Below are 25588 nucleotides of genomic sequence, written 5' to 3'. Positions count from 1 at the left end.
GGGTGCTCTTTCACTTTGCCGGATAAACTCCGGGGGAGGCTCTGAAAGAGCCGGGGGCAGCGCCCCCTTCCCCGTCTGCCGCCTTAGTTGGCCGGTGTGCTTTCCAACCCCTCGGGTGTGCCGACAACGACGAAATGCAAGTTGTCGGGATCAAGCAGCTCTTGCGCCACGCGTTTGACATCTTCGGGCGTCACAGCCTCCACACGTTCGTTGCGCGTCGGAATGTAATCAATGGGCAACCCGAGCATTTGCATCCCGACCATGATATTGGCGATGGGCCCGTTGCCATCAAACCGAAGCGGGTAGGCGCCGGTCAGATAGGTCTTGGCGTTTTCGACTTCTTCGGCTGTCAGACCTTCTGCTGCGGCCTTGGCCCATTCTGCGCGGATCACATCGATTGCCTCGGCAATGCGGTCGTTTGAAGAACTCACTGATCCCACATAGACTTCGCCCAGATCGCGCGGCGCCAGATACGAATAGACACCATACGTCAGGCCGCGCTTGCGGCGTACCTCATCCATCAGACGGCTCTCAAAAGACCCGCCGCCCAGCGCGTGATTAAGGACGACTGCACTGAAATAATCCGGGTCGTCCTGCTTGATACCGCGCTGAACGAACCGAGCAACCGATTGCGGCGTTTCAAACGGAATCACGGTCACACCGCCGGGGATATCCACCTCGGCAGGCGGCGGCATCGGCGCGCCTTCGGCCGGCAGGGCTCCCAGCAAATCATCAAGCAACACCGCCAGATCATCCGGCGTGATATCACCGACCGCACCGATATAAATACGATCCCGCGCCAGCACGGACCGGTGCGCGTCGATCAGATCATCGCGGGTCAGCCCCGCCACACTCTCCGCAGTGCCTTTCAACGACGTGGCATAGGGGTGATCCGGAAAGGCAATCTGATCCAATGCGCGGCTGGCCAACTCATCGGGATTCTTTGCATCAGAAGAAATCCCGGTCAGCACCTGCCCGCGCACCCGATCAATCGCGTCTTGATCGAAGCGCGGCGCATTGATGGCCGCGCGCAGCAGCGCCGCCGCTTCGGACCGGTTCTCGGTCAAAAAGCGCGCCGAGATCGACAGCGCGTCATCCCCGACATCAAAGGATATCGACGCAGCCAACCCTTCGACTTCGCGTGCAAAGGCGCGCGCATCCAGATCACCGGCACCTTCTTCAAGCAATCCGGTCATCAGATTGATCGCGCCACGTTTTCCCGGCGCATCCAGTGACGCACCACCGCGAAACCTGATCTCCAGCGCCATGAACGGAATGGAATGGTCTTCCACCAGCCAGGCGGTCAGACCACCGGGCGTTTTAACCTCTTTGATGTCCACCGCGGCGGCTGCCGGCAGCGTCAGAAATAATGCGGTGAGAACCGCGACAAAGGCTCTGATCATTGGGTTACCTCCTCACGCATCAGCCAGCCCGTCACCGACGACCGGCGGTCCAAAACGTCCCGCGCTACGCGCATTATGTCCTCTTCTGTTACAGCCTGAAGCACATCGGGCCACGCCTGAATGTCTTCCACCGTTAGTCCGGTGGTCAGCCCCTGGCCGTACCTGTTTCCAATGCTGTCGACATCATCGCGGGCATAGACCTGCTGCGCGCGCAGTCTGAACTTGATGCGCGCCACCTGATCAGGATCAACGCCTGTTTCCATAAACTTGGCCAAGGCAGCATCCATCGCGTCTTCAGCCTCCTGCAGGCTCACCCCTTCTTGCGGCACGACGATCAGGTTGAACGTCGTGTCATCCAGCGACACACCGCGGTAGAAGGACGCGACATATGTCGCGATCTTGCTGTCGAACTGCAACTCTTCCGCCAGAAAAGACGTGGTGCCGCCGCCAAGGATTTCGCGTAGAAAGATCAGCGCGGCTGCGTCCTCCTGATTACCGGGGTCACGCTCCGGCGCGAGGTAAGAGCGGCGCACGAACGGCTGGGCCACACGCGCATCCCGAAACGTCAGACGCCGCTCCGCTGTTTGCGGCGGCTCCTGAGACCGGATGCGCTCTGGCAAATCCAGGTTCGCAGGGATGACGCCGTAATACTTCTCGGCCAGTGTGCGCACCTCTTCCGGTGTCACGTCTCCGCTCACCACCAGAATGGCGTTGTTGGGCGAATAGTAGATATCGTAAAACGACAGCGCATCTTGCATGTCCAGCGTTTCCATCTCGTGCCGCCAACCGATGATCGGCACCCCGTAGCGGTGATTCAGGAACTGCGCGGCCATGATCTGCTCGCCAAACAGCGCGCCGGGGCTGTTGTCCGTCCGCTGATTGCGCTCTTCAAGAATAACATCCCTTTCGGTCCTGATGTTCTCCTCGGTCAGGCGGATATTGCGCATCCTGTCCGCCTCCATCTTCATCATAAGCTCCAGACGGTCCGCCGCGACGCGCTGAAAATAGGCCGTGTAGTCATAGGAGGTGAACGCATTGTCGCGCCCGCCGTTGCGCGCCACTGTCGCGGACAACTCCCCGTCTTCAAGCGTATCTGTCGCCTTGAACAGAAGGTGTTCGAGAAAATGCGCGACACCGGAAGAGCCCACCGGTTCATCCGCGGATCCCGCCCGATACCAAACCATATGCTGGACAACCGGCGCGCGGTGGTCTTCGACCACAACGACCTGCATGCCATTGTCCAGTTCAAAGGTCGTCACTGCCTCGTCATAGGCGTGCGACACTGCGGGAAAAACCGCCAGAAGGGCGGCGGTAGCCAAACCTCGAAGCATCAGGTGTTCCTTTACAAACGTGTCCGGTTCTTGCCTCGCAAGGTACGCTGCATCCGGCGCGGTTCAAGTCATGCTGTCAGGAATGTGAGCGGCTGCGGCACTGTGGCGGTATCAGCGCGGCGGAAAGCTCGGGGTATCCGCCCCCGCCCGACGCCATGCTTCCGCCTCGGCTTGCGCATCAAGCGCCTGCCGCCTGTAGGCGCGGTTGTAGACATCTTCGGGAAAGATCTTGAACTGGGTAAACCGCTGTTGGCCACGGCGGAAATCCGCGTCCTCTGCTGCCAGCGTGGCACGGATATCCTGCGTGACGCCAAACCGACTCGCGGCAGTAACCAGCGCACCGTCGCTGGACGGGATGGCAGCGGTAGCACTGCCGGCGCTGCCCCCAAGTGCTGTGATAAAGTCGCCGTAGGTGTCTGGATCTGTGCGGTTGGCCTGACCCGGTGTCGGCGGCGGCAAAGCGGCCATATCCTCGGGAATCTCCAGCTCCAGCTTGGGGTCTACGAGAAACTCGTCCGGGCCTTCAGAATTGGATTGCAGTTGCCGCAAACCCTGGTTGGTGCATCCGCTGACCACCAGCGCGACCACTATGACAACCGATACCCTGCGCATCCTACCTCTCCTCAAGACTGCCTTGTTCATACGCCAGAGCGCGGGGTAATGTCACTGTCCTTTTTTCGCTGACGCCTTGCCGTCGGGTGCAAGAAACACCAGCCCGATTGCGCCTGCAAAGATAAAGACATCCGCAAGGTTGAACACGAAAGGGTTTTCGATGCCGCAACAGGAAACATTGAGGAAATCAAGCACGTATCCATACACAAGTCGGTCAAGCACGTTCGCAATCGCGCCGCCGACAAGCAGCCCCGCCGCGACATGGGCCGACCGGCTCATAGCCGTGCGTGATGCCCAGATCAGTACGCCCACGGAAATAACCAGCGCCACGGCGACCAAAATCCACCGGCTGGCCTCAGAGCCGCCATCGAAGAGACCGAAATTGATGCCACGGTTTTCGCCATAGCGAAAATTCAGCAGCGGCGGCAGCACATCAATGGCGCGCAGCCGCCACAGCTCCATCACATGGATCACCATGTATTTCGAAGCCTGATCAATCACGAAAGAGATAAGGGCTGCCCAAGTGAGCCAACGCATCAGCCAGCGCTCCTTAATGCCGGAAATGGCGCATGCCGGTAAAGACCATCGCCAGCCCTGCCGCGTCAGCCGCCGCAATCACCTCGTCATCACGCATTGAGCCACCGGGTTGGATAAGCGCCGTCGCACCCGCCTCGGCCGCCGTGATCAAGCCGTCTGCAAAAGGAAAGAAGGCATCCGAAGCAACAACAGAGCCTTGCGTCAGCGGCGCAGGCAGTTCCATTGCCTCTGCCATGTCCTGCGCCTTGCGCGCGGCAATCCGGGTACTGTCAACACGGCTCATCTGCCCCGCACCCACGCCGACCGTAGCGCCATCCTTGACGTAAATGATCGCATTGGATTTGACATGCTTCGCCACGGTCCAGGCAAACAGCATATCGGACATCTCCTGTTCCGACGGCGCGCGCTTGGTGACGACCTTCAGGTCGTCAAGCGACACGCGCCCCACATCCTTGTCCTGCACCAGATACCCCCCCGATACCTGACGCACCGCCAGCGCTGCCGCTGCGGGGTCAGCAAGCCCATCGGTGGTCAGCAGCCGCAGGTTCTTCTTTTTTGCAAAAACAGCGCGTGCGCCGTCATCGGCACCCGGTGCGATGACCACTTCGGTGAAAATGCCGGTGATCTCTTCGGCTGTGGCCGCATCTAGCGGCTGGTTAAGCGCAATAATACCGCCAAAAGCCGATGTGCGATCGCAATCGAACGCGCGCGCATAGGCCTCTTTCAACGTGTCGCCCCGCGCCACGCCGCACGGGTTGGCGTGTTTGATGATCGCGCAGGCTGGTCCCTGCGCTGGGTCAAATTCGCTGACCAACTCGAACGCCGCGTCCGTATCGTTTATGTTGTTGTAGCTCAGTTCCTTGCCCTGATGCTGCCGGGCAGTGGCCACGCCGGGCCGCGCCGACCCGTCGGTGTAAAAGGCCGCTTGCTGGTGCGGGTTCTCGCCATAACGCAGGCTCTGCGCCAAACTGCCGGCAAAGCTGCGGCGGCGTGGTGTGCCGCCAACGGCAGAGGCCATCCAGGTGCTGACCGCAGTGTCATAGGCCGCCGTTCGGGCATAGGCCGTCTGGGCAAGCCGCTGGCGCAAGGCATAGCTGGTCTTTCCAGCGTTGGCTTCAAGCTCGCCAAGCACTGCGTCGTAATCCTCGACATCCGTGACCACCGTGACAAACCCGTGGTTCTTGGCCGCAGAGCGTATCATTGCCGGCCCACCAATATCGATGTTTTCGATCACTTCATCATAGGCCGCGCCCTTGGCGACGGTTTCCTCAAACGGGTAGAGGTTCACCACAACCATGTCGATGGGGCCGATGCCGTGCTCTGCCATCGCGGCCACATGGTCATCGTTATCGCGCAAGGCCAGCAACCCGCCATGGACAACCGGATGCAGCGTCTTGACGCGCCCGTCCATCATTTCGGGAAAGCCCGTCACGTCCGAGACGTCCCTGACCTCAAGACCGGCATCGCGCAACGCACGCGCTGTTCCCCCCGTCGACAACAGTTCAATGCCACGCGCGGCCAGCGCCTTGCCGAAATCAACCAGCCCGGTCTTGTCTGAAACGGAAAGAAGCGCGCGGCGCAGCGGGGCGAGATCGGTCATCATTTTGTCCTTTGGCAGGCTATTCAGTGAGCAACAGTGCATCCTGGCTCAGATCCCTTACACCGATCGCAGTGTCCTGCGCCTTGGAAAGAGACCAGCGGATACGCGTGGCGTATGACATAGCCCGACCGGAAAGGACAATCTGATTTCCTGCGCGCGGCTTCAATCTGCCGGTTTCAAGGTACACCGAAGGCTCAAGTCGCAGGTTTTGCCCGCCATCATGGCGAAAAACCCAGATTTCACCGCTCTTGAGCGCCATGGAAATCGCAGCACCCCCCAGATCGATGGTCGCATCGACCTCGGGGTGCAGATGAAACCTGATGTCAAAGGAAATTCCCGCAAGCTTGGTTGCGTCTACGGCGCGGTCAAAGCGGCGCTTTTGTGCATCATCCATGGCCAGCAACATGTCCTCGCCCGCGATGCCGCGCCCGTCGAATGTCATCTCAAGGGTCCGCGCGTGGGTCAGCCCGTGGGTGGGCACAAATCCGTCGTGACCGCCCTGAAACTGAAAGCCGTCCGTGGCGTGGGCGATCTCGATGGGCACATGTGTGGGCCCTTCTATCAACTGCTCGCGTCCGGTGCTGCGGTCCACAGGTCCAAGCCGTGCACTCGAATAGCCATCCAGTGACAGGGTGGAATGCGAAGGCGTCGCGCGCCCTGCGCGCCGCCAGTCCGGGCCGAACGACCGGCCAGAGCCGCAGTTCACGATCAGCGGCCGACGGCCCGAGGTAACCTCGAACGCCAGCGTTGACGCATGTGCGTTAAAGGACGCCCGACCGGACGGCGGCACCGAAGCGTCGATGATGACGCTGGTGCGTCCGGCGGACAGGCGGGCAAAGCCCATCGACAATCCGTCGGGTTGCCGCGTCTTGACCCGCGCCTGCGCCAGCGCGTGATCCAGCCAGCCCTCAATCCCGCGCCCACCGCCGTGAAACCGCGCCAGCCCCCCGTCCGAGTGGCGCAAAGTGCGCAGTGTCGGCGCGATCCGGTCGATCGCATCAATGTGCTGGGCGGGTGGTGTGTAGCCGCCTTCTGACAGGGCTGCTGCGGCCCAAGTCAGCAGCGTAAAGACTTCGAGCAGATCTTCAGGGTTGCGCGTCGGCAGACCACCCTGCTGGTCGATCTGCGTTGTGCACTCCTTGGCCAGCGCCTTTACCGCTGGCATCGCCATTTCCTGCATCCCCTCCAGCGACAAACCGGCATAGATCAGCCCGGTAAGCGCCTCGAATCGCGGCAGGCCGCCCGCAGCCCCCTGCCAGCGGCGCGCCAGAAAATGCGTCTGCCGATACAGGCTGCGATAAAATACGTCGCTCTGTTCCTTGTCGCAGCCGCGCAGCAGAAAAATTGCGTGGTTGATCCAGCGGATCAGCCGTCGGCCGGTCAGATCAGGCGTCCAGCCGGGCCCGCGCCCGCGTCCGTAGCGCTCGATCCACCCCCAAAGCCACGCCTGCGCCGCGTCACGCGCCGCCATATCCCCCACCGACGCCAGATCGTCGAGCCATGAAAACCCGTGTATTTCCTGCTCAAAATCCCCGTTGGGCGGCGGCAATTCCCAGATCATCGCGCCCTTTTGTTCCAGCAGGTGACCTGCAAACAGGAAATTGCCCGCAAGCAACTGTCGACCCTTGGCGAAACTGCCAATGGTCCGCGGCTCGGGCGAAGAGACAAACCCGACTGCCCGCGCACTCATCCGCCCCGCACGCACGGCGTGCCAGCGGTTCAGTAAATGCACCTTTTGGGCAGCAAGACTGGAGCTGTGGGACATGTTGTTCTCTGCCTGGGCGCGCTCTGGCGGCGCTTTCACGGCATGATAACCAACGAACCGACTCGAGTCACCGATGTTTTGCGCAAGACTGCCGCGCGCGGTTCACACGGCCTTTCGCAGGCAAGCCATGTAAAAACCGTCAAGCCCGCCGTGATCGGCCCAGAAATCGGGACGCAGCCGCAAACCGCCTTCCTCGCTGTGCCATGCCGGGTCGACACCCGGACGATCACACGCTGTGCGGTCGACCTGCATATCACCATGGCGCGCCAAAGCCTCTTCGATTTGTACTTCACCTTCGTCCGGCAACAGTGAACAGGTGCAGAAAACCATCCGCCCACCCGGTTTCAACTGCGCCCAGGCGTGATCCAGCATCTGTGCCTGCAAATCGATCAGGCCCGAAAACTCCGACCCGTCCTTGGCAAAGGGCAGATCGGGATGGCGGCGGATCGTCCCCGTGGCCGAACAGGGCGCATCCAGCAAAACAGCATCGAACTGGCCGGTCACCGCGCGCACATCCGCCACGTTGAGCTCTGCCGCCAAACCGACACGGTGCAGGTTTTCACGTACCCGACCCATGCGGGCCTCCGAATCGTCCACTGCCGTGACATGCGCTCCCGCTGCCGCCAACTGCAGGGTCTTGCCGCCCGGCGCCGCGCAAAGATCAAGCACGGCCTCCCCGCGTCGCGGCGCCAAAAGCCGTACGGGCAAAGCAGCCGCCGCATCCTGTACCCACCACGCCCCGGTCTCATATCCCGGCATCGCCGATACCTGCCCCGCATCCAAAACGCGCACCGACCCGGTAGGCAACACGACCCCCCCTGTTATCTGGGCCACCCGCTCTGGGTCGTCGCGCGCCGTCAGGTCGAGAGGCGCCCCCGCAAAATGCGCGAGTTCCATTGCCGCGACCCCTTGCGCGCCCCACGCCTGCACCAGCGGTGATCGCAGCCACTTGGGAAGCCGCGGTGCCCGCAGCGTGGCCCACGCTTCGGGCCCTTCGGCAGCGATCTTGCGCAGCACCGCATTCACCAAACCCTTCATCTTGCCGTATTTCCGATGTGTCGAAATCAGCTGGACCATCGCGTTCACCACACCATGCGCCGCAGCCCCCTGACACAACTCAACCGTCCCGAGGCGCAAAGCATTGCGCACCGTCAGCGGCGGGTATTTCTTGAGGTGTTTTTGCAGCAACCGGTCCGCGCGCTCCAGCCCGCGCAACGTATCAAGCGTCAGGCGAGCGGCCCGTGCCCGATCCTCCTGCGGTAACCGTTCCAAAGCACCGGACGCCACAACCTCGGACATCAGCCGCTTCTCTCCCAGCACCTGATCCAACAGGTAAACCGCACTTTTGCGCGCCGCAACGCCGATGTCAGCCATGTATATTCCTTGGTCTGGATAAGGCGGACGGGTTGTCCAAAGCCTGCGCGGACGTATATCAAAGGCATGATTGAAGGACAGCGCCAAATGACCGACACACCCAAGGACGACGACGTGCCGCAGGATTCCTACGACGTCACAAAACTGCCACCCGCCGCACAAAGGGCGCTGGCTGAAGCCGAGGCGCGGCGCAAGAAAGCCCAAGAGATGGATTTACCGCCGGAACTGGGCGGGCGCGACGGACCAGAGCCCGTTCGCTACGGTGACTGGGAGAAAAAAGGCATCGCCATCGACTTCTGAGGTGCGGCCCAGCAGTCAGCGCAGACGGAACTCGGCAGAATCGCCCTGCCCACGATCCGAAGTGAAGCGGATGCGGTCACCCGTCGCTTTTACTTCCTGACAATTGTAGCCCAGCGCGTCGCCACCCCAATAAAGGTCGCGGCAGAAAAAGCCGTCTTTCCACGTCCAGTTTCCCTCGACGTCCCACGCGGCACCACGGCCGGAAATGTCCCCGTCCGCAGAAACCTGAAGGTTGACGAAGGGCCGTTTCAATTTTTTGCCCTGCACGAGAGAGACAAACTCGGCCTGCTCATCCACTTTCGTGAACTCCGCCAGAGCCGGCGTCGCCACGAGCGCGGCGGCAAGTGCAATGATTGTTCCAAAGCGCATGTTGACTGCTCCTGACTGATCCTTTGGGATCAATACGAACACGCACGGCAGTTGGATCAAAAAAAATTTGGGGGGGGTCAGTCGTCGTTCAGACCCAGCACATCCAGCATGTTGTAGGCCCCCGGCGCCCTGTCACGCGCCCACAACGCGGCCTTCAATGCACCACGGGCAAAAACGGACCGGTCAGAGGCCACGTGGCGCAGCGTGATGCGCTCGCCCTCAGCCACAAACATGACGTCATGTTCGCCGATGATGTCGCCACCACGAATCACGGAAAAGCCGATGTCACCGCGCCGCCGCGCGCCGGTGATACCATCGCGCGCCCGGTCCGCTACATCCGAAAGCGCAACACCGCGGCCTTCGGCAGCAGCTTCACCCAGCATCAGCGCCGTGCCCGACGGCGCGTCGACCTTTTTGTTGTGATGCGCCTCGATGACCTCGACGTCGTAATCCTCATCCAGCGCAGCGGCAACACGCTTTGTCAGTTGCACCAGCAGGTTAACGCCAAGGCTCATGTTGCCCGCGCGTACGATCACGGCGCGAGCCGCGGCAGGCTCCAGCGCCGCGATATCCTCGTCTGTCATGCCAGTGGTGCCGATCACGTGGATTACCCCATGTGCTGCGGCTTCCTGCGCAAATGCAACTGTTGCCTGCGGCGCGGTAAAGTCGATGACAGCGTCCACCGCGCCAAACACCGAACCCGCATTATCACTGACGACCACCCCGCGCGCCTGACCGCCCAGCATGTCGCCCAAGTCCTTGCCGACCCAAGGGTGGTCCGGCCGCTCGATCGCCTGCGTGACCTCCGCCGCCTCGGATGCGTCGATCGTTTCGACAAGCATGCGCCCCATGCGTCCGGAAACTCCGGTGATCGCGATCTTCATTGGCGTGCCCATGCTGTGATACCCCTTTGGTCTTTGCGTGGCGTCATAACCCGTCGCGGGCCGCTTGGCAAAGGGCGCGCAACCACTTAGATGGGTGTCATGGGAAAGAACAAGTTTCACGACGGGCCCGGCCCCTCACAACGTCAGCTTCGCGTGGGCGAAACGATCCGGCGTGCGCTGTCGGACGTGCTGGCGCGCGGCGACGTGCATGACCCCGAGCTCAACCGCATGTCGATCACCGTGGGCGAGGTCCGCACTTCGCCGGATCTCAAGATTGCAACCGCCTATGTGCTGCCTCTGGGTGGTCAGGGGCAGGATCAGGTGATCGAGCTTCTGGCGCGCAACAAGGGCGAGTTGCGCCGCATCGTGGCCAAAAAGCTGGCGCTGAAATTCGCGCCCGACCTGCGCTTTCAACTCGATCAGACCTTTGACCAGATGGACAAGACACGCGAGATGCTGAACCGCGAAGACGTGCGCCGCGACACGCATAGCACGCCGGGGCAGAGCGAACCGGAATGATCCGCGCGGCCATCTTCGCGGCCGCGCTTGTCACCGCAGGCACAACCGCCGGCGCAGTGTCCTGCACCGCGCAAGACTATCAGGGTGCCCGCTACACGATCTGCGAGGTTGATGCCGCCCGCGAGAAGATCGAACTCTTTTTGAAAGATCCGCGCGGCGAGGTTTTTGGCCAGTTCACCAACATCGACCGGCATCTCGCCACCAAGGGCGAGGCGCTGGTCTTTGCCATGAATGCCGGCATGTACCACGATGACCGCGCGCCCGTCGGCCACTATGTCGAAGACGGTCAGGAAATCATGCGCGTCATCCCCAATGCCGGTCCCGGCAACTTCGGGCTTTTGCCAAACGGGGTGCTGTGTCTGCGCCCGGGGCGCGCCGATGTGATCGAAACGCAGGCCTTTCTGGCAGCGGCGCCCGACTGCACCGACGCCACGCAGTCCGGGCCGATGCTGGTGATCGACGGCGCACTCCACCCCCGCTTTCTCAAGGACGGCACATCGAAATTCATCCGCAACGGTGTCGGAACTTCGGCAGACGGGCGCCGCGCGGTCTTTGTGATCTCCGATCAGCCGGTGAACTTTTACACCTTCGGGTCATTTTTCCGCGACGCCCTCGGTGTGCCCAATGCGCTCTACTTTGATGGCAAGGTATCCCGACTCTACGCGCCGCAACTGAACCGCAGCGATTTCGGCTTTGCACTCGGTCCGATCGTCGGGGTCGTCGAACCAACCCGGTAAAGCTGCCCGAATATGCGCGCAGGGGCTTTGCATTCGCGGCTCGGGTCGCTAAGAGCGCGCGGCACAGGACACAGGAGCGCAGCTATGGCCCGCAGACGCAAAGGTCGCGACATTTCAGGATGGCTGGTGGTGGACAAACCCGCAGGGATGACCTCGACCGCCGTGGTCAACAAGGTCCGCTGGGCGCTTGAGGCGAAAAAAGCGGGCCACGCCGGCACGCTCGACCCCGAAGCGACAGGCGTGCTGGCCGTGGCACTGGGCGAGGCGACAAAAACCGTGCCCTACGTCACCGACGCCCTCAAAGCATACGAGTTCACCGTGCGTTTCGGGGCAGCGACCAACACCGACGACGCCGAGGGCGAGGTCATTGGCAGCCGCGACACCCGCCCGACCGATGACGAAATCAAATCCGCGCTGGGCGCGTTCATCGGCGACATCGAACAGGTGCCGCCGCAGTTCTCGGCGGTCAAGATCGACGGCGAACGCGCCTACAAGCGGGCCCGCGACGGCGAACAAATGGAAATCGCCGCACGCCCCCTCTACGTCGACAGCCTGCTGCTGCTCGACCGCCCCGACGACGATCATGCCACGCTCGAAATGGTCTGCGGCAAGGGCGGCTACGTGCGCGCCATCGCCCGCGATCTGGGCGAAACGCTCGGCTGCCTCGGCCATGTGTTGCGGCTGCGACGCATCTGGTCCGGCCCCTTTGACGCCGAAGACGGCCTGACGGTCGAACAAATCGACGCCATGGCGAAATCTGCCGAGCTTGACGCACATGTCATGCCGCTCGAAGTCGGCCTGAGCGAGTTGCCCGAGGTTAAAACCACACCCGAAGGTGCCGCCCGCCTGCGCAACGGCAATCCCGGCATGGTCTTGGCGTCAGACATAGAATACGGCGGCACCTGCTGGGCCTCCGAAGACGGCAAGGCCGTGGCCGTAGGGCGCTTCAAATCGGGCGAACTGCATCCGGCGCGGGTGATCAACCGCCCCACCTGACCTGCACGATTGTTGCATTTCGTTGCATTCCTCGCGCGTTCGTCATCGACACGCGGGGGATGTTTCAGCCTTTTGTTACAAAATCCCGACCCCGTTCATCGATGCGTGAACAGCCTCGCAGTGTCGCCGCGGGCTGCACACATCGTGGTCAGACACACCGCAGCGAGCCACCTTTCAGGAGACTGACCATGAAACACACCGCCTTCACCATCATTGCCGCCGGCGCCCTCGCCACCGTGGCCTTCGATACCTTCGGACAAGCGCTCAGCCCGCTCTTCGGTTATGCCAAACTCGCCCCGGTGGGCCTCGCCGGCGCAACGCTAAAGGCAACCTTCGGCGCAAACCCCGCCGGTGCGGCCTACCTGCTGCACAGCATGACAGGCCTGCTGTTTTACGTCATCGGCTACTATGCCATCGCGCGCCCCGTGCAGCGCAGCATCCTGCCCGGTCTGCACTGGGGCGTGACTGCTGTGGTATACGGCGTCGCCCTCTGGGCCTTTGCCCTTTACGGCATGGCGCACCTCGTCGCAGGCATGAAGCCGTTCCTCGGCTTTACCGGCATCACGTGGGTCGCTCTGTGGGGCCATGTGGTCTACGCGCTCGTGGCCGCAGCGGTCCTTGAAACGCGCGGCGTCGTGCTCGACCTGCCCAGACCGCGCAGCGTCGCAATCGGGTAACGGCCCGCAACAACCCGCCTTGCAGGTCTCTCTCGTCCGCGGTTTGGGCTTGATCTCGCGACTTGCAAAGGCGGCTGCGGGCTGGCATCTCAGCCGGCCATGGATATCCGCCACCATGCTACAGACCAAACCCGCTCCGAGGCGCAGTTTTCCGACTGCGGCCTCTATCGCTACCAGCTGACCCGACACTGGGCAGGCACAAAGGACACAGTGAACTTCATCATGCTCAACCCGTCCCGCGCAGACGAGTTCAGAAACGACCCGACGGTCGAGCGCTGCGAACGCCGCGCACGCGCCATGGGCTTTGGCGGCTTTAGCGTGACCAACATCTTTGCGTGGCGCGACACCGACCCCCACGCCATGCGCCGCGCGGCAGAGCCGGTAGGCCCGCGCAATGATGAAATCATCACCGCAGCCGCGCAGCAGGCCAGCCTTGTGATCGCCGCATGGGGCAGTCACGCCAGCCACCGCGCGCGCGGACCTGACGTTGCACGGCTGCTGTCAAACGCGGGCGTGACGCTCCACCACCTCGGGCTGACCAAACACGGGCACCCCCGCCACCCGCTCTATGTGCCCTACGCACACCTGCCCGAGGTCTGGACAACGCCGGCCAAAAGTTAACCGAACCTTGGTGTTTCTCTGATAGCGCAAAGCCGGTGGGCATCGGTATCGAGGTTTCAAATGTTGTGGCTGGCAGGATTGATGGGGCTAGTAGGCATGGGCGCGGCATCAATTGCCGTGGTGCAATTGCAGCAGCCCGACGACGACGAAGACGATTTTATCGATCACGACCCAGACGTGGATGACGCGGGCAACCTGCTGGATCATGTCTCTGCCTACGGCGCACCCGCCGCTCCGGCGACAGACCAGCGTCTTTCAGACAGTGAAGAGGACGCCATCCTCTATGACACCATCACAGATGACGACATGCTCTATGCCGAAGGCGGCAGCGGTTTTGATGTGCCCGGTGATGATACCGCCCAAGATGATGTTGCGCCCTTTGCCCCGATGCCGCCAGAGCCGCCCGTCGCCTTAGAGCGCACGGTCGAAGAGATGCCGCTGGCAGGCGATTGGATCACGCAGGCCGAAACACCGGAAATCATCGACTACGCAGCCCGCGATGAACAACTGGTGCTGGTCTGGGACGACATGGCAGAAGGTGCGGCAGAGCCGGAAGTGGCCGTCTCCGCCGACCCCGACGACCCCGATGTGGTACATGTCGAGATGAACGGCGCCCCGCTGGCAGAGATCCACGGAGAGCCGGGGCTGACTCTCGCCGACATTGCGCTGGTGGCGCTGAGTTCGGCGCTGATCGCCGGTCTCAAGCCCTCGCAGAAACAGCAGCCCATACCGCTGATCGAAAGAGACTGAAAACCATTTGCCATTTCAGGCATTCTTGCCTATACGCCCCCATCGCTTGCGAGAATCCTTTCTGCACGCGGTACCTCCACGGGCCTGTGCTGGACGACATCCCGGCCTGCGCCTTGACCGAAACCAACAAATTAGGAGCCCCCGATGTCGATTACTGCTGAAGAAAAAAGCCGCATCATGAAGGAATACGCAACCAAAGACGGCGACACCGGTTCGCCTGAAGTTCAGGTTGCCATTCTGTCCTCGCGCATCGCGACACTGACAGAGCACTTCAAAGAGCACAAAAAAGACAACCACGGCCGCCGTGGTCTGCTGAAGATGGTCGCCACGCGCCGCAAGCTTCTGGACTACGTAAAAGGCAAAGACGAGGCCCGCTATCAAGACCTCATCAAACGCCTCGGCCTGCGCCGCTAACCAGCGACCAATACCGAGTTTCGAAAACCGCGCCTGTCAACGGCGCGGTTTTTTTGTGGGCGCTGCGAAAAGAAACCACAAAACCGTCGTTTCAATATCCGCCACGATGGGCCTGCAGACGGCGCTCGCATCGGAAACCGGTCTGCATCCCTTCGACATTCAGCCTCCCGCTACTTTTCGCCGGACGTATCCGTCACAAGCGAAGCGGTGATGATATCGGTCAAAGTGCGCGCCACACAGGCACCCGAATGCGGAGCATTTGCAAAAACCGAAGGGCGTACCGCGCTGAACGATCTTTGAGCACCCTGCATTTCGTGTGACACTGTGAACGTACGCAGGAAACCCGCATAAGGGTCCGTACCGTCGTTGCGCGGGCGGTAGTTCAGACGCCCCTCCCGGGTGCTGGCGTTGTAGATCGTCCGGCCTTCCTTGATCGTTTCGAGCACTTCAACGGTATCCAGGGTCTCCGGGTCTATGGCCGTGGGGTCCTGCGACAGGATCACCAGATCAGCAAGCTTGCCCGGCTCCAGCGAGCCTTTGCGATCTTCTTCGAAATGTTGATACGCAGGCCAGATTGTCAGGGATTTGAGTGCCGTCAGCACATCAACGCGCTGCGCCGGACCGATGATATCATTGGATCGTGAACGGCGGGTCACTGTGGCGTCAAGAATGCGCATGCTGTCAGGAAAAGCCACCGGTGCATCGTGATGGCTGGAAAACATCATGCCACGTTCACGCACCCATCCGGTGGGCGAGATGTTGTCGGCAGCCGCAGGGCCAACCGTGCGGTCACGGTGCCAGTCACCCCAGTAAAATGTGTGCATGGGAAACAACGACGGGAACACTTCAAGGCGGTTGTAGGCGTCCACCTGATCTTCTCGCATGAATTGCCCGTGTATCAGGACAGGTCGCCGGTCGGTGTTCCCGTGCTTTTTTGTTGCAGTGTCGACGGCGCCGATCAGAATATCCGACGCTCCTTCACCATTGGCGTGCACAAGAATCTGCACATCGTTTTCGAACGCCCAGTCAACGGCCTCAAAAACCTGATCGTTCGAAGCAGCAGAGTAACCCGCATAATCGGCCCGGAAGCCTTCGGGCGGATCAAAGTAGGGGCGGTCGCGCAGCGCCGTAAACCCTTGGGGCGAGCCATCGATGGTCAGCTTTGCGCCCCCGACGCGGAAACGGTCGGTATAGCTCAGGGACTGGTTTTCCAGAATATATGCGCGATCCACCAGCATATCAGGGTAGGTGACCACATCTATGTCCAGCCCTTCCTCACTCGCCACCGCCTGCATCAGGTCCGCGACAACAGGAACCGAACGCCCCTCTTGCGCGGTGGTATATCCATAGGTTGCAATCAGTTCGAGACCGGCCCGGAATACCGCGCGGTTGGCGGTTTCATCCAATCCACCCAGCAGCCCGCCGATCACCATCGTGGCGGCGTTCTCTTCAAGCACGCCGTTGGGCTCCATACTGCCTTCGCGCCGCCGGATAACACCGCCCGCGGGGTCCGGTGTATCAGCAGAGATACCAGCAAGTTCCAGCGCTTTGGAGTTGGCCACGCCAAGATGGCCAGACTGGTGCACGGCATAAACCGCAATATCCGTTGAAACCGCATCAAGCTCATCCCGGGTCGGATGGCGCTGCTCTGCAAGTTGCGCATCGTCATAGCCAAAACCAAGGATCAACCCCGCCGCACCGACACGGTCCGGCTGGGCTTCGGCAAAGTCGCGCAGCACTTTTTGCAATGCGGGAATGTCATTTACCGTGCCGTCAGGCGCAGGCAATAGGTTTGCCGAAAGCGCCTGAATACCGATCATGAATACATGACCGTGGGCATCTACAAAGCCGGGGATCATCGTACGACCCGCCAGATCGATGACCTTGGTTTCGGGGCCTTGAAAGGCCATCACGCGATCAACATCGCCGACCCCGATAATCTCACCGTCTTTTTCCGCCAGCGCTTCCGCCCGCATCGCCTCATCGACCATGGTCAGGATCGGCCCACCCACCCAAATACGGTCGGCAAAAACAGGTGCAATACTGTCTTGTACAGCCGATGCATGTTGCTCCCGGAAATACGCCCAGGCATCAACCTCACTGCCGTCCGCAAGGGTGCAGACGCCGCGCTGGCCATCGGCCTCGTCCACGACCGAATAGCTGCCACCTGCGGCAACACAGAACGCTGCTGCCGGATTACCCAACTGTGTCACGCCATCACCTTTGTCTTCAGTACTATGCTCAGCGCGGAAATACGCCCATGCGTCAACCTCGCTCCCGTCCGCAAGGGTGCAGACGCCGCGCTGGCCATCGGCCTCGTCCACGATGCGATACGTCCCGCCTTGGTCAACGCAAAAAACAGCGGCAGGGTTAGGGGTTTCCGACGCGATTGCCAGGTTGGCAAAGCAAATAACGATCAAGCTGATGATCACTGAAAAAGAACGAAGCATGATTAAAGGCCTATCTGTTGTAACAGTCTGCGAAATATAGGTTTTTCTCGATTACTGGGCATTCCCACGGCCTGTCAAAGGCCGAATTCCATACCCACATAACTGGAAGGCACCACGTTTTTGTCAAGATCAAATGCGGGCATTTGCCCGCTCAAGATCACCAGTCAAAAAAGCGCAAAGCAGTCATTCGCCCAAATTGTTTCTCCGTTTTGGTTGTCACCGCACGCACCCCCCCGAAAATGGCGTGTCTCGGTCCGACAGCCTGCGCCCTTTTGGTCATAGTTTGACATTGCGCCCCGCCACACGCTGCTGCCACAGCCAGTTCTGATCAGATCAAAACCCCCAAGAGCCATATTTTCATTGTCATAGATTAACGACTGCTGCATCTTTCCGGCACAGTGGCACGCTCCTTTTGCCAATTTCTATGGGGGAATTTTCAATGACAAAGAAACTGCTCGCCGAGTTGTTCGGAACCTTTTGGCTTGTATTCGGCGGATGCGGGAGCGCTATTCTAGCCGCTGGCATCGCCGATGTTGGAATCGGCTGGTTAGGCGTAAGCCTTGCTTTCGGTCTGACCGTAATGACCATGGCCTTCGCCGTGGGTCACATTTCAGGGGGCCATTTCAATCCGGCCGTATCGCTTGGCCTGATGGTGGCTGGCCGGTTCGACAGCAAAGAACTCCTGCCCTATTGGGCCGCACAGGTCGTCGGCGCAACTCTGGCCGCAGTCGTTCTCTACGTCATCGTGGCCGGGTCTCCGGACTTCAGCGGCGTTGGCGGTTTTGCCTCGAACGGATACGGCGCGGCATCTCCGCAGGGCTATTCGATGATGTCTGGCCTTGTCATCGAAATTGTCCTCACCTGCTTTTTCCTGATCATAATTCTGGGCGCGACTTCCAAAGGAGCACCGGCAGGATTTGCACCCATTGCGATCGGTCTGGGGTTGACCCTGATCCACCTGATTTCGATTCCGGTCACCAACACCTCGGTTAATCCTGCCCGTTCAACTGGCGTGGCCATCTTCGCCGATGGCCCCGCGCTGGCCCAACTGTGGCTGTTCTGGGTGGCGCCCATGCTGGGTGCTGTTATCGGCGCGGTTCTGTGGAAGGCCATCACCACAACCGACGACTAGGCGGCGCAACCAAAACATTGCTCTCCTCCGATTCAGCATTGGCTGGATCGGGGGCGGGGATTTCGGAGCGGTGACGGGTTGAAACGGCCAGCCTTAAAAGCCCTGCCAAACACGGCGCGCGCTCCAATTCCCGCAATCGCGCTGCTTTATTGGTTGAGAAGACTTTCGAGCTTTCGGTTGAACTCCGCGAGGTCGGCCTCCGGATCAAGGTCCGTAAGCCGCGCGATGTGAATGCTGACGTGTCGCCGGCCTTTTTTGATCCCCAGAAAACTCCAAAAGCCATCGTATTTTGCAAACTGGAATTTCCCCAGCCCGTCCAATTTTAGCAACATAACCGGCGTGTTCGGTTCCCTTCGCAGAATATCCCGCACGCCAGACAGCCTCGGCGAGATGACTTCCTCTTTTTGTCTGCGGACCTTCCCCGCAGGAAAAAGAAGAACCGAATGACCATTGGCCAGCACCTTGTGGATGACACCCAGCGTATGCTCTTTTCGTTCCCGCCGTTTTTCCTCCGGCCATGACGTCGGAGAACTCATAGGAATGGCCGCCGCAACATACATCGGAAACCACTGCTTCCAGTTGTGGTATTCGTCGTAGTGAACGGTCGGTCTTATGCGCATGGTCGTGTACAGGATCGCAGCAATAAGCGGCCCGTCATGTCGGCTGACATGTGTCGCCAGAATAAGGGTTCCCGGCGCGTCCTGAAGCAAGTGCTTGTTTGCGCAACTGATGTTGTAAAACAGCGCATAATAGGTTCGCACCAAGACGAAAAAGAAGTGTCGGAACCATTTTCCGAGGGTAGCATCGATCAGCTTTTTCATCATTGGTTCCTGTCGGAATTGGGAGCCAGCGTTTTTCAAATGTCGCCGGATTTTTCGATCTGTCTCTCAACTGTTTCTGCGCGCAAATTGCGATCGGTAACGAGCGCAACAAACTTATTAAGCTTTATGTGCAGACCATAAACAACCCGCTCCGCGGCCAGTCCGGCCGCGTGTCTTTGTTCCAGTGCCCCGGACAATACCCGACTCTGCAAAGGGCAAGATCCGTCTCAGTCTCATCTGTCACCACATGCGCGGTGTGTTGATGCCTCAGCTTGCGGGCGTGTGATGCACATTTGGGTAACGAACTCCGGCGTACGCGCTGTTAACCACGACCAGTGCCGACAAGGCACCGACGCAATACCGACGTTACACCGATGCCGCATTTCCCAACAAAACAAGGCTTAACGGGTGATTCCCGCCCTTGCGTGAAAACTACCCGGCGCGCGTTGCGCAAAGGTTTCGAAAACCCGCGCCGAGCGCAGGTCGGGCGATGTTGCTTGCCCCTCCGACCGGAGCCTGATTGAGTGGCCTCATGCTGACCTTTGCCGCCGCTGTCTTTTTTCTGATCATCACCCCCGGGCCCGGTGTGCTCTCGACAGCAGGGGTCGGCGCAGCCTTTGGTGCGGGCGCGGGCACGCGCTATGTCACCGGCCTTTTCATTGGCACAAACCTTGTATGCCTTGCGATTGTCAGCGGCCTGACGGCGATCCTTTTTGCGGATGAGCGTCTGCGTACCGTGCTCTTCTTCGCCTCTATCGCCTATCTGTTTTATCTTGCGATGCGCATCGCTTTCGCAGGCAGCAAACTGGCCTTTATCGAACGTGCCCACCCACCAGGTGTTACCGGTGGGGTACTGCTGCAGGCCATCAACCCCAAGGCCTATGCGGTCAACACCGCGCTCTTTACCGGCTTTCAGTTCTTGCCCGACAACTACACCCTCGAAATCATTCTGAAGTTTATTGTCGTCAACGCCATCTGGATCCCGATCCACTTTGCGTGGCTCTGGGCCGGTATCAGCCTGCGGCGCATGAACCTGCCGCATCGCAAACAACGTGTGATCAATATTGCGATGGCGGCGTCCATGCTGCTTGTGGTGGCGCTGGCGGCCTTTGCACAGGGCTGAAGATGACCGGCCTGCCACCTCTCGCTCTCTCCGTGCGCCAACCGTGGGCATGGGCGATCGTAAACGGCGGCAAGGTGATCGAAAACCGTTCCATGGGTTCGATACCGGCGGGGCGCATGGGTCCGGGACACATCTGCATCCACGCGGCCAGTGGCATGTCCGAAGCGGAATACCGGTACGGCCAGTGGCGTCTCGCGCGGCATGGCGTCAGGTGTCCGCGCCCTGATGAACTGGTTCGCGGGGGTCTCATTGGAACCGTTCAGGTCACTGATATAATTACAGAATCTGACAGTGAATGGTTCGGGGGCGATGCCGGGCTCCTGCTCGCCGATCCGCGGGCGATCACGCCAATCCCCGCGTCAGGTGCTCTGGGGTACTTTGAATGGCAACCGGCAACCGGCTTTGCGCCGGATAAACCGTGGATGCGACGGTTCGACAGGGCACAAGGCGACATGCGCACGCTAGACATGTTTCCCGACGACGCCCCAAGCTACAGATCGCCACCTGCCAAGCCGTGGATGAAAGACTGAAGCTTCTCTTTCCAAAAGCCGCCATGTCGTGTATGCCGCCGCCATCTGAAAGCCGGCGCCCGGACCTCAGCGCCTGACAAAGAAGATACCGAGGTCAGGGGGAATACGCCCCCTATGCAAATGGCCCGAGGGCCGAAACAGGAAACGTAGATGTTTAACGAAACGAAAAAATCAATCCAGTGGGGCGAGGAAACGCTGACACTGGAAACAGGAAAAGTTGCCCGTCAGGCGGACGGTTCAGTAATCGCCACACTGGGCGAGACAAGCGTGATGGCCAACGTAACTTTTGCCAAAAAGCAAAAGCCCGGTCAGGATTTCTTTCCGCTGACTGTCCATTACCAAGAGAAATACTATGCCGCAGGCAAAGTGCCCGGTGGCTTCTTCAAGCGTGAAGCGCGCCCGACAGAAAAAGAAACTCTGACAGCCCGCCTGATCGACCGTCCGATCCGCCCGCTGTTTGTTCCCGGCTTCAAAAACGAAGTGCTGGTGATGTGTACCGTTCTGTCCCACGATCTGGTCAACGACCCGGACATCGTCGCGATGATTGCAGCCTCTGCCGCGCTGACAATTTCCGGTGCACCGTTCATGGGCCCAATCGCCGGTGCGCGCATCGGTTTTGAAGATGGCGAGTACATCCTGAACCCGACTGTCGACGACATGCAGGACCTGCGCCTGAACCCGGATCAGCGCCTTGATCTTGTAGTCGCGGGAACCAAAGACGCTGTGATGATGGTCGAGTCCGAAGCTTACGAGTTGACCGAAGCAGAAATGCTGGGCGCCGTAAACTTTGCGCATGAACAGATCCAGCCCGTAATCGACCTGATCATCGCTTTGGCCGAAGACACCGCCAAGGAGCCGTTTGACTTCCAGCCGGCAGACTACTCTGACCTGTCCAGTGCCGTTGCGGCAGCGGGCGAGGCAGACATGCGCGCGGCATTCGCGATCTCTGACAAGCAGGAGCGGACAACAGCCGTTGCCGCAGCCCGCGAAAAAATCATGGAAGCGCTGAGCGAAGAGCAACTGGAAGATCCCAACCTCGGCTCGGCGATGAAAGGTCTCGAAGCATCCATCCTGCGCGGCGATGTCGTGAAAACCGGCAAGCGTATCGATGGCCGCAAGACGGACGAAATCCGCGACATCGTTTGCGAAACAGGTCTGCTGCCCCGTACACACGGCTCTGCCCTGTTCACACGTGGTGAGACGCAGGGCCTTGTGGTTACGACCCTCGGCACCGGCGACGATGAGCAGTTCATCGACGCGTTGCATGGCAACTTCAAATCCAACTTCCTGCTGCACTACAACTTCCCTCCATACTCGGTTGGCGAAGCGGGTCGCGTGGGCCCTCCCGGACGTCGTGAAATTGGCCACGGCAAGCTGGCATGGCGCGCGTTGCAGGCGGTTTTGCCAGCGGCGACGGATTTCCCCTACACCGTTCGCGTGGTCTCTGAGATCACCGAGTCCAACGGATCCTCTTCCATGGCTTCTGTCTGTGGCGGTTCTCTGTCCATGATGGACGCTGGTGTGCCGCTGAAGTCCGCCGTAGCCGGCGTCGCGATGGGCCTCATCCTTGAAGACGACGGATCCTACGCGATCTTGTCCGACATCTTGGGCGACGAAGATCACCTCGGCGACATGGACTTCAAAGTTGCGGGTACCGAGAACGGCATTACCTCGCTGCAGATGGACATCAAGGTTGCGGGCATCACGCCTGAGATCATGGAAAAGGCTTTGGCTCAGGCCAAAGAAGGCCGGATGCACATTCTGGGCGAGATGAACAAGTCTCTCTCCGGTGCATCTGACTTCTCTGTCCACGCCCCGCGCATCGAAACGATGCAGATCCCAACCGACAAGATCCGCGAAGTGATCGGGTCGGGCGGCAAGGTCATCCGCGAGATCGTCGAAGTTTCCGGCGCGAAAGTGGACATCAACGATGAAGGCACAATCAAGATCGCAAGCCCGAACGGCGACTCGATCCAAAAAGCCTATGACATGATCCACTCGATCGTGGCAGAGCCTGAAGAAGGCGCGGTCTACACCGGTACAGTCGTCAAGATTGTCGACTTTGGTGCATTCGTGAATTTCTTCGGCAAGCGGGACGGTCTGGTACACGTTTCCCAGATCGAAAACCGCCGCCTCAACCACCCTTCTGATGTCTTGAAAGAGGGTCAGGAAGTCAAAGTCAAACTGCTTGGCTTTGACGACCGTGGCAAGGTCCGCCTGTCGATGAAAGTCGTCGATCAGGAAACCGGCGAAGAGATCAAAAAAGAAGAAAAAGCCGACGGCTAAGCCGTTACGCCTACTCTGAAAGAAAGGCCGTTCGCCCGTGCGAGCGGCCTTTTTTGTTGGTCGAAACGCGGGCGCAGGCGCTTATACTTTCGCCAAAAGCCTGCTAAAGCGATGGCACTGTACAGCGCGATCATGGGGTGTGCGTTTAGATGGCAAACTGGTGGAAAGCAAAACGCGAGGTTGCCCGCGTCTGGACCCAGATCAGCGAAGCGCGCCTGTTCGCGATGGGGCCGGTGAACCGGCTTTACTATGATCGGTTTCTCAAACCACAGGTTCGCGTAACGGAAGGACACGTCGCTGACCTTGCCGATCTGGCTGTCATTCTGATCTACCAACCCGACGGTGTCTTGCAATCCACTTACGAACAACTGGATCATCTGATCGCCAGTGGTGTCGGGCCGCTGGTGGTGTCGAATGCGCCCCTGTCGGATGCGGACAAAGCCAAGTTAAAGCAGAAAACGCGATTGATACTTTGCCGCCCCAATTTCGGGTATGATTTTGGCGGGTATCGTGATGCCCTGATGCACATTCAGAAAGCAGGGCTGCCTTTTGACAACTTGTTCCTGCTTAACGACAGCATCTGGTTCCCGCTCTACGATGATTGCGATCTGATTGATCGCGCCCGCGCCGCTGAAACAGATGTGTTCGGGATCTACTATACGAAAAAGAGCCGTAAAACCCGACACTGGCACCTTCATTCCTATTTCTACCGCTTCAGTAAAGACTTGGCCGCATCAGAGGTTTTCGCCGCTTATTGGCGCAAAATGCCGATGTTTCAGGGATCGAAACGCATCATCATTCGTCAGTTCGAAATCAAACTGACCGCTTATTTTACCCAGCGCGGTTTCTCTGCCAGCGGATTGTATGAGGCGCAGCAGGTGCGCGACGCTTACGCCGCATTGACGGATTCCGAGCTCTACGAAGTTGCCAAGCGCCAGCTTGGATCAGATCACATTATGCGAAACGTCTTTGCCCCGCTCAAAGATCTGGCCCCCGGCGATCCCGGCTGGCAGGCCGCGAGAACGGATGTGCTTGAGCGCAGCAAAGTCGGCATTTATTTTCTCAATGCCCATCCATACGTTTTTCTGCGCGAGCTTCGGTCGCCAATCCTGAAAAAGAACCGCGAGGAAAAATTCATGCGCCAGCGCGCTGAAGTATTCCAGACCGGTTTGCAGGAGATGCTGCGCCCTACTGTGCAGGCCGAAGCAAAGGACTGGGACAGTCGCTAATCCCTCGCCTTGCCAAGGATGATCTCTTTCAGATGAGCAGGCGGTGTATCGTAAGTCCCGGACACGAGATAGCTGTTCCACAGAAAGCCCACGAACTGGCGACGCAATCGATCATCATGCCGCCATTTCTGTGACGCACGCAGCGCGTCGCTTAATGCATCCGGCCCGTCTGCATGCAGAACCAATCCCTCGACGTTGTAACACGCGCGCCCCAGCGTGATGACCGGTTTGTCAAACAGCAGGGCCTCGATACCCACGGTCGAGTTAAGCGTGACAACAGCGCGCGCATTCTGGATCAGATCGGACGTTACATTGTCGTTGGCAAAGATCACGCGTGGATGCGTGGGTCTGAGGCCTTTGACGGATCGCTTGAAACTTGGGTGTTCCTTGATGACGAAAATGTCGTCGGGGTGCCGTTCTGCAGCGGCCAACACGACATCCAGAAACGCTTCCATGTCACGCACCCAAGGGGAATGAACCGTGACCTGCATGTCGGAAGGCACCTGAAAGGGCACAAATACATAACCCGGTTCCAAATCAACGACGCCCTCGCCCGTGGCTTTGGACGCGCGGTTGTTTACCGCCTGAGGCAAACCATCGGCTGCATAATCCTGATCCGTATCCAGATAGAACGCAGGATCGCGAGGAACCGAATTGGCTCCGTTCAATCCTTCGGGGTCAATCTGAAGCGTTTTGGGAAAGAAACCCGCCTCGACAAAAACACGACGACGCCCCCGGCTCACCGATGCCAGCACAGCCTCGGGGTAGACCGACCCGTTATAGACAATGGTTACCTCAGGGTTTTCAGCCGCGATCTTTGCCTCAAGAGCGGCTTTCAATACCCCGGCTTGGGTCGATTTGATCCAGCCATAGACCGCCATGACCACCGGATTGCCGAACACCTGCGGCAAGCGAATGCGTTTGCGGTCAAGATTTCCTTGCACCAGAGCGCGCTGCCCGGTTGCGGGCGCGAATGCCGACCGCATCAGCGCCGTAACAGCGCCCGACCAGCCTGCATGTGTCGCGAGCGACCGCAAAACAGACCACGTACCGGTTGCAAACGTCACGCACTCGGGTCCAAGAACTGCATCGAAGTTGCGCAGTTGGCCCGTGTCTAATTTGAAAAAA

The 25588-nt window shown here is 59.9% G+C and carries 25 protein-coding genes; 13 read left to right on the top strand and 12 right to left on the bottom strand.

The window, feature by feature from the left end; translation table 11 throughout:
- Nucleotides 1-83 precede the first annotated feature (83 nt).
- The 7 genes from AC2D8V_RS17345 to AC2D8V_RS17315 form a co-directional block, all read right to left on the bottom strand.
- Nucleotides 84-1403: a M16 family metallopeptidase gene (locus tag AC2D8V_RS17345; protein ID WP_484734852.1), complete on the bottom strand. Its 1320-nt coding sequence runs from the start codon at nucleotides 1401-1403 to the stop codon at nucleotides 84-86.
- Entirely contained in the window at nucleotides 1400-2734 is a 1335-nt protein-coding gene (locus tag AC2D8V_RS17340; protein ID WP_484734851.1) for a M16 family metallopeptidase, read from the bottom strand. Before AC2D8V_RS17340 ends, AC2D8V_RS17345 begins: the two co-directional genes overlap by 4 nt.
- A gap of 111 nt (nucleotides 2735-2845) precedes the next feature.
- Entirely contained in the window at nucleotides 2846-3346 is a 501-nt protein-coding gene (locus AC2D8V_RS17335; protein ID WP_484734850.1) for a DUF3035 domain-containing protein, read from the bottom strand.
- 51 nt (nucleotides 3347-3397) lie between these two features.
- The gene (lspA, locus tag AC2D8V_RS17330; protein WP_484734849.1) at nucleotides 3398-3883 is read right to left on the bottom strand and encodes a signal peptidase II; all 486 of its coding nucleotides are present in this window, start codon (nucleotides 3881-3883) and stop codon (nucleotides 3398-3400) included.
- Nucleotides 3884-3896: 13 nt separating this feature from the next.
- A complete protein-coding gene (purH, locus tag AC2D8V_RS17325) occupies nucleotides 3897-5483 on the bottom strand; it encodes a bifunctional phosphoribosylaminoimidazolecarboxamide formyltransferase/IMP cyclohydrolase (protein WP_484734848.1) in 1587 nt (528 codons plus the stop codon).
- 19 nt (nucleotides 5484-5502) lie between these two features.
- A complete protein-coding gene (locus AC2D8V_RS17320) occupies nucleotides 5503-7248 on the bottom strand; it encodes a heparinase II/III family protein (protein ID WP_484734847.1) in 1746 nt (581 codons plus the stop codon).
- 102 nt (nucleotides 7249-7350) lie between these two features.
- Nucleotides 7351-8622 (bottom strand): RsmB/NOP family class I SAM-dependent RNA methyltransferase, encoded by a 1272-nt coding sequence (locus tag AC2D8V_RS17315; protein WP_484734846.1) that lies wholly within the window; start codon nucleotides 8620-8622, stop codon nucleotides 7351-7353.
- A gap of 87 nt (nucleotides 8623-8709) precedes the next feature.
- Here AC2D8V_RS17315 and AC2D8V_RS17310 point away from each other — a divergent pair, with 87 nt between their 5' ends.
- Complete coding sequence (locus AC2D8V_RS17310; RefSeq protein ID WP_484734845.1) at nucleotides 8710-8922, top strand: DUF1674 domain-containing protein; 213 nt, start codon at nucleotides 8710-8712, stop codon at nucleotides 8920-8922.
- A gap of 15 nt (nucleotides 8923-8937) precedes the next feature.
- Here AC2D8V_RS17310 and AC2D8V_RS17305 read toward each other — a convergent pair whose 3' ends face one another.
- Both AC2D8V_RS17305 and dapB read right to left on the bottom strand, forming a co-directional pair.
- Nucleotides 8938-9291 (bottom strand): dihydrodipicolinate reductase, encoded by a 354-nt coding sequence (locus tag AC2D8V_RS17305; protein ID WP_484734844.1) that lies wholly within the window; start codon nucleotides 9289-9291, stop codon nucleotides 8938-8940.
- Between the two features lie 77 nt (nucleotides 9292-9368).
- Nucleotides 9369-10187 (bottom strand): 4-hydroxy-tetrahydrodipicolinate reductase, encoded by an 819-nt coding sequence (dapB, locus tag AC2D8V_RS17300; protein ID WP_484734843.1) that lies wholly within the window; start codon nucleotides 10185-10187, stop codon nucleotides 9369-9371.
- Between the two features lie 87 nt (nucleotides 10188-10274).
- Here dapB and rbfA point away from each other — a divergent pair, with 87 nt between their 5' ends.
- The 7 genes from rbfA to rpsO all read left to right on the top strand — a co-directional run bounded on the left by rbfA (nucleotide 10275) and on the right by rpsO (nucleotide 14889).
- Nucleotides 10275-10694: a 30S ribosome-binding factor RbfA gene (gene rbfA, locus AC2D8V_RS17295; protein ID WP_484734842.1), complete on the top strand. Its 420-nt coding sequence runs from the start codon at nucleotides 10275-10277 to the stop codon at nucleotides 10692-10694.
- Complete coding sequence (locus AC2D8V_RS17290) at nucleotides 10691-11431, top strand: phosphodiester glycosidase family protein (RefSeq protein WP_484734841.1); 741 nt, start codon at nucleotides 10691-10693, stop codon at nucleotides 11429-11431. The genes rbfA and AC2D8V_RS17290 overlap by 4 nt, the downstream gene beginning before the upstream one ends.
- A gap of 84 nt (nucleotides 11432-11515) precedes the next feature.
- Nucleotides 11516-12427, top strand: coding sequence for a tRNA pseudouridine(55) synthase TruB (gene truB / locus AC2D8V_RS17285; protein ID WP_484734840.1), 912 nt, complete (start codon nucleotides 11516-11518; stop codon nucleotides 12425-12427).
- Nucleotides 12428-12615: 188 nt separating this feature from the next.
- Nucleotides 12616-13104, top strand: coding sequence for a hypothetical protein (locus AC2D8V_RS17280; RefSeq protein ID WP_484734839.1), 489 nt, complete (start codon nucleotides 12616-12618; stop codon nucleotides 13102-13104).
- Nucleotides 13105-13203: 99 nt separating this feature from the next.
- Nucleotides 13204-13725: a DUF1643 domain-containing protein gene (locus tag AC2D8V_RS17275; protein ID WP_484734838.1), complete on the top strand. Its 522-nt coding sequence runs from the start codon at nucleotides 13204-13206 to the stop codon at nucleotides 13723-13725.
- Nucleotides 13726-13785: 60 nt separating this feature from the next.
- Nucleotides 13786-14475, top strand: coding sequence for a hypothetical protein (locus tag AC2D8V_RS17270; protein ID WP_484734837.1), 690 nt, complete (start codon nucleotides 13786-13788; stop codon nucleotides 14473-14475).
- A gap of 144 nt (nucleotides 14476-14619) precedes the next feature.
- The gene (gene rpsO, locus AC2D8V_RS17265; RefSeq protein WP_484734836.1) at nucleotides 14620-14889 is read left to right on the top strand and encodes a 30S ribosomal protein S15; all 270 of its coding nucleotides are present in this window, start codon (nucleotides 14620-14622) and stop codon (nucleotides 14887-14889) included.
- A 170-nt stretch (nucleotides 14890-15059) separates the two neighbouring features.
- Here rpsO and AC2D8V_RS17260 read toward each other — a convergent pair whose 3' ends face one another.
- Nucleotides 15060-17339, bottom strand: coding sequence for an amidohydrolase family protein (locus tag AC2D8V_RS17260; RefSeq protein WP_484734835.1), 2280 nt, complete (start codon nucleotides 17337-17339; stop codon nucleotides 15060-15062).
- Nucleotides 17340-17778: 439 nt separating this feature from the next.
- Between AC2D8V_RS17260 and aqpZ the strand changes: the two genes are divergently transcribed.
- On the top strand, nucleotides 17779-18471 hold the full coding sequence (gene aqpZ, locus AC2D8V_RS17255) for an aquaporin Z (protein WP_484734834.1): 693 nt from the start codon (nucleotides 17779-17781) through the stop codon (nucleotides 18469-18471).
- Between the two features lie 146 nt (nucleotides 18472-18617).
- Here aqpZ and AC2D8V_RS17250 read toward each other — a convergent pair whose 3' ends face one another.
- Nucleotides 18618-19292 carry a 1-acyl-sn-glycerol-3-phosphate acyltransferase gene (locus AC2D8V_RS17250; protein ID WP_484734833.1) on the bottom strand — a complete coding sequence of 225 codons (675 nt, stop codon included), beginning with the start codon at nucleotides 19290-19292 and terminating at the stop codon, nucleotides 18618-18620.
- Nucleotides 19293-19824: 532 nt separating this feature from the next.
- Between AC2D8V_RS17250 and AC2D8V_RS17245 the strand changes: the two genes are divergently transcribed.
- The 4 genes from AC2D8V_RS17245 (at nucleotide 19825) to AC2D8V_RS17230 (ending at nucleotide 24460) form a co-directional block, all read left to right on the top strand.
- Nucleotides 19825-20415 (top strand): LysE family translocator, encoded by a 591-nt coding sequence (locus AC2D8V_RS17245; RefSeq protein ID WP_484734832.1) that lies wholly within the window; start codon nucleotides 19825-19827, stop codon nucleotides 20413-20415.
- Nucleotides 20416-20417: 2 nt separating this feature from the next.
- Nucleotides 20418-20945, top strand: a complete 528-nt coding sequence (locus AC2D8V_RS17240; protein WP_484734831.1) for an ASCH domain-containing protein — start codon at nucleotides 20418-20420, stop codon at nucleotides 20943-20945.
- A 150-nt stretch (nucleotides 20946-21095) separates the two neighbouring features.
- Nucleotides 21096-23231: a polyribonucleotide nucleotidyltransferase gene (gene pnp, locus AC2D8V_RS17235; protein ID WP_484734830.1), complete on the top strand. Its 2136-nt coding sequence runs from the start codon at nucleotides 21096-21098 to the stop codon at nucleotides 23229-23231.
- A gap of 149 nt (nucleotides 23232-23380) precedes the next feature.
- Entirely contained in the window at nucleotides 23381-24460 is a 1080-nt protein-coding gene (locus AC2D8V_RS17230; RefSeq protein ID WP_484734829.1) for a rhamnan synthesis F family protein, read from the top strand.
- On the opposite strand, the gene AC2D8V_RS17225 is transcribed toward AC2D8V_RS17230, so the two are convergent.
- Entirely contained in the window at nucleotides 24457-25527 is a 1071-nt protein-coding gene (locus tag AC2D8V_RS17225; RefSeq protein ID WP_484734828.1) for a capsular polysaccharide export protein, LipB/KpsS family, read from the bottom strand. The genes AC2D8V_RS17230 and AC2D8V_RS17225 overlap by 4 nt on opposite strands.
- Between the last annotated feature and the right edge of the window lie 61 nt (nucleotides 25528-25588).

This window comes from Roseobacter sp. YIN89 (genome assembly GCF_057219365.1).
This window is presented reverse-complemented; position numbering and strand designations above follow the sequence as displayed.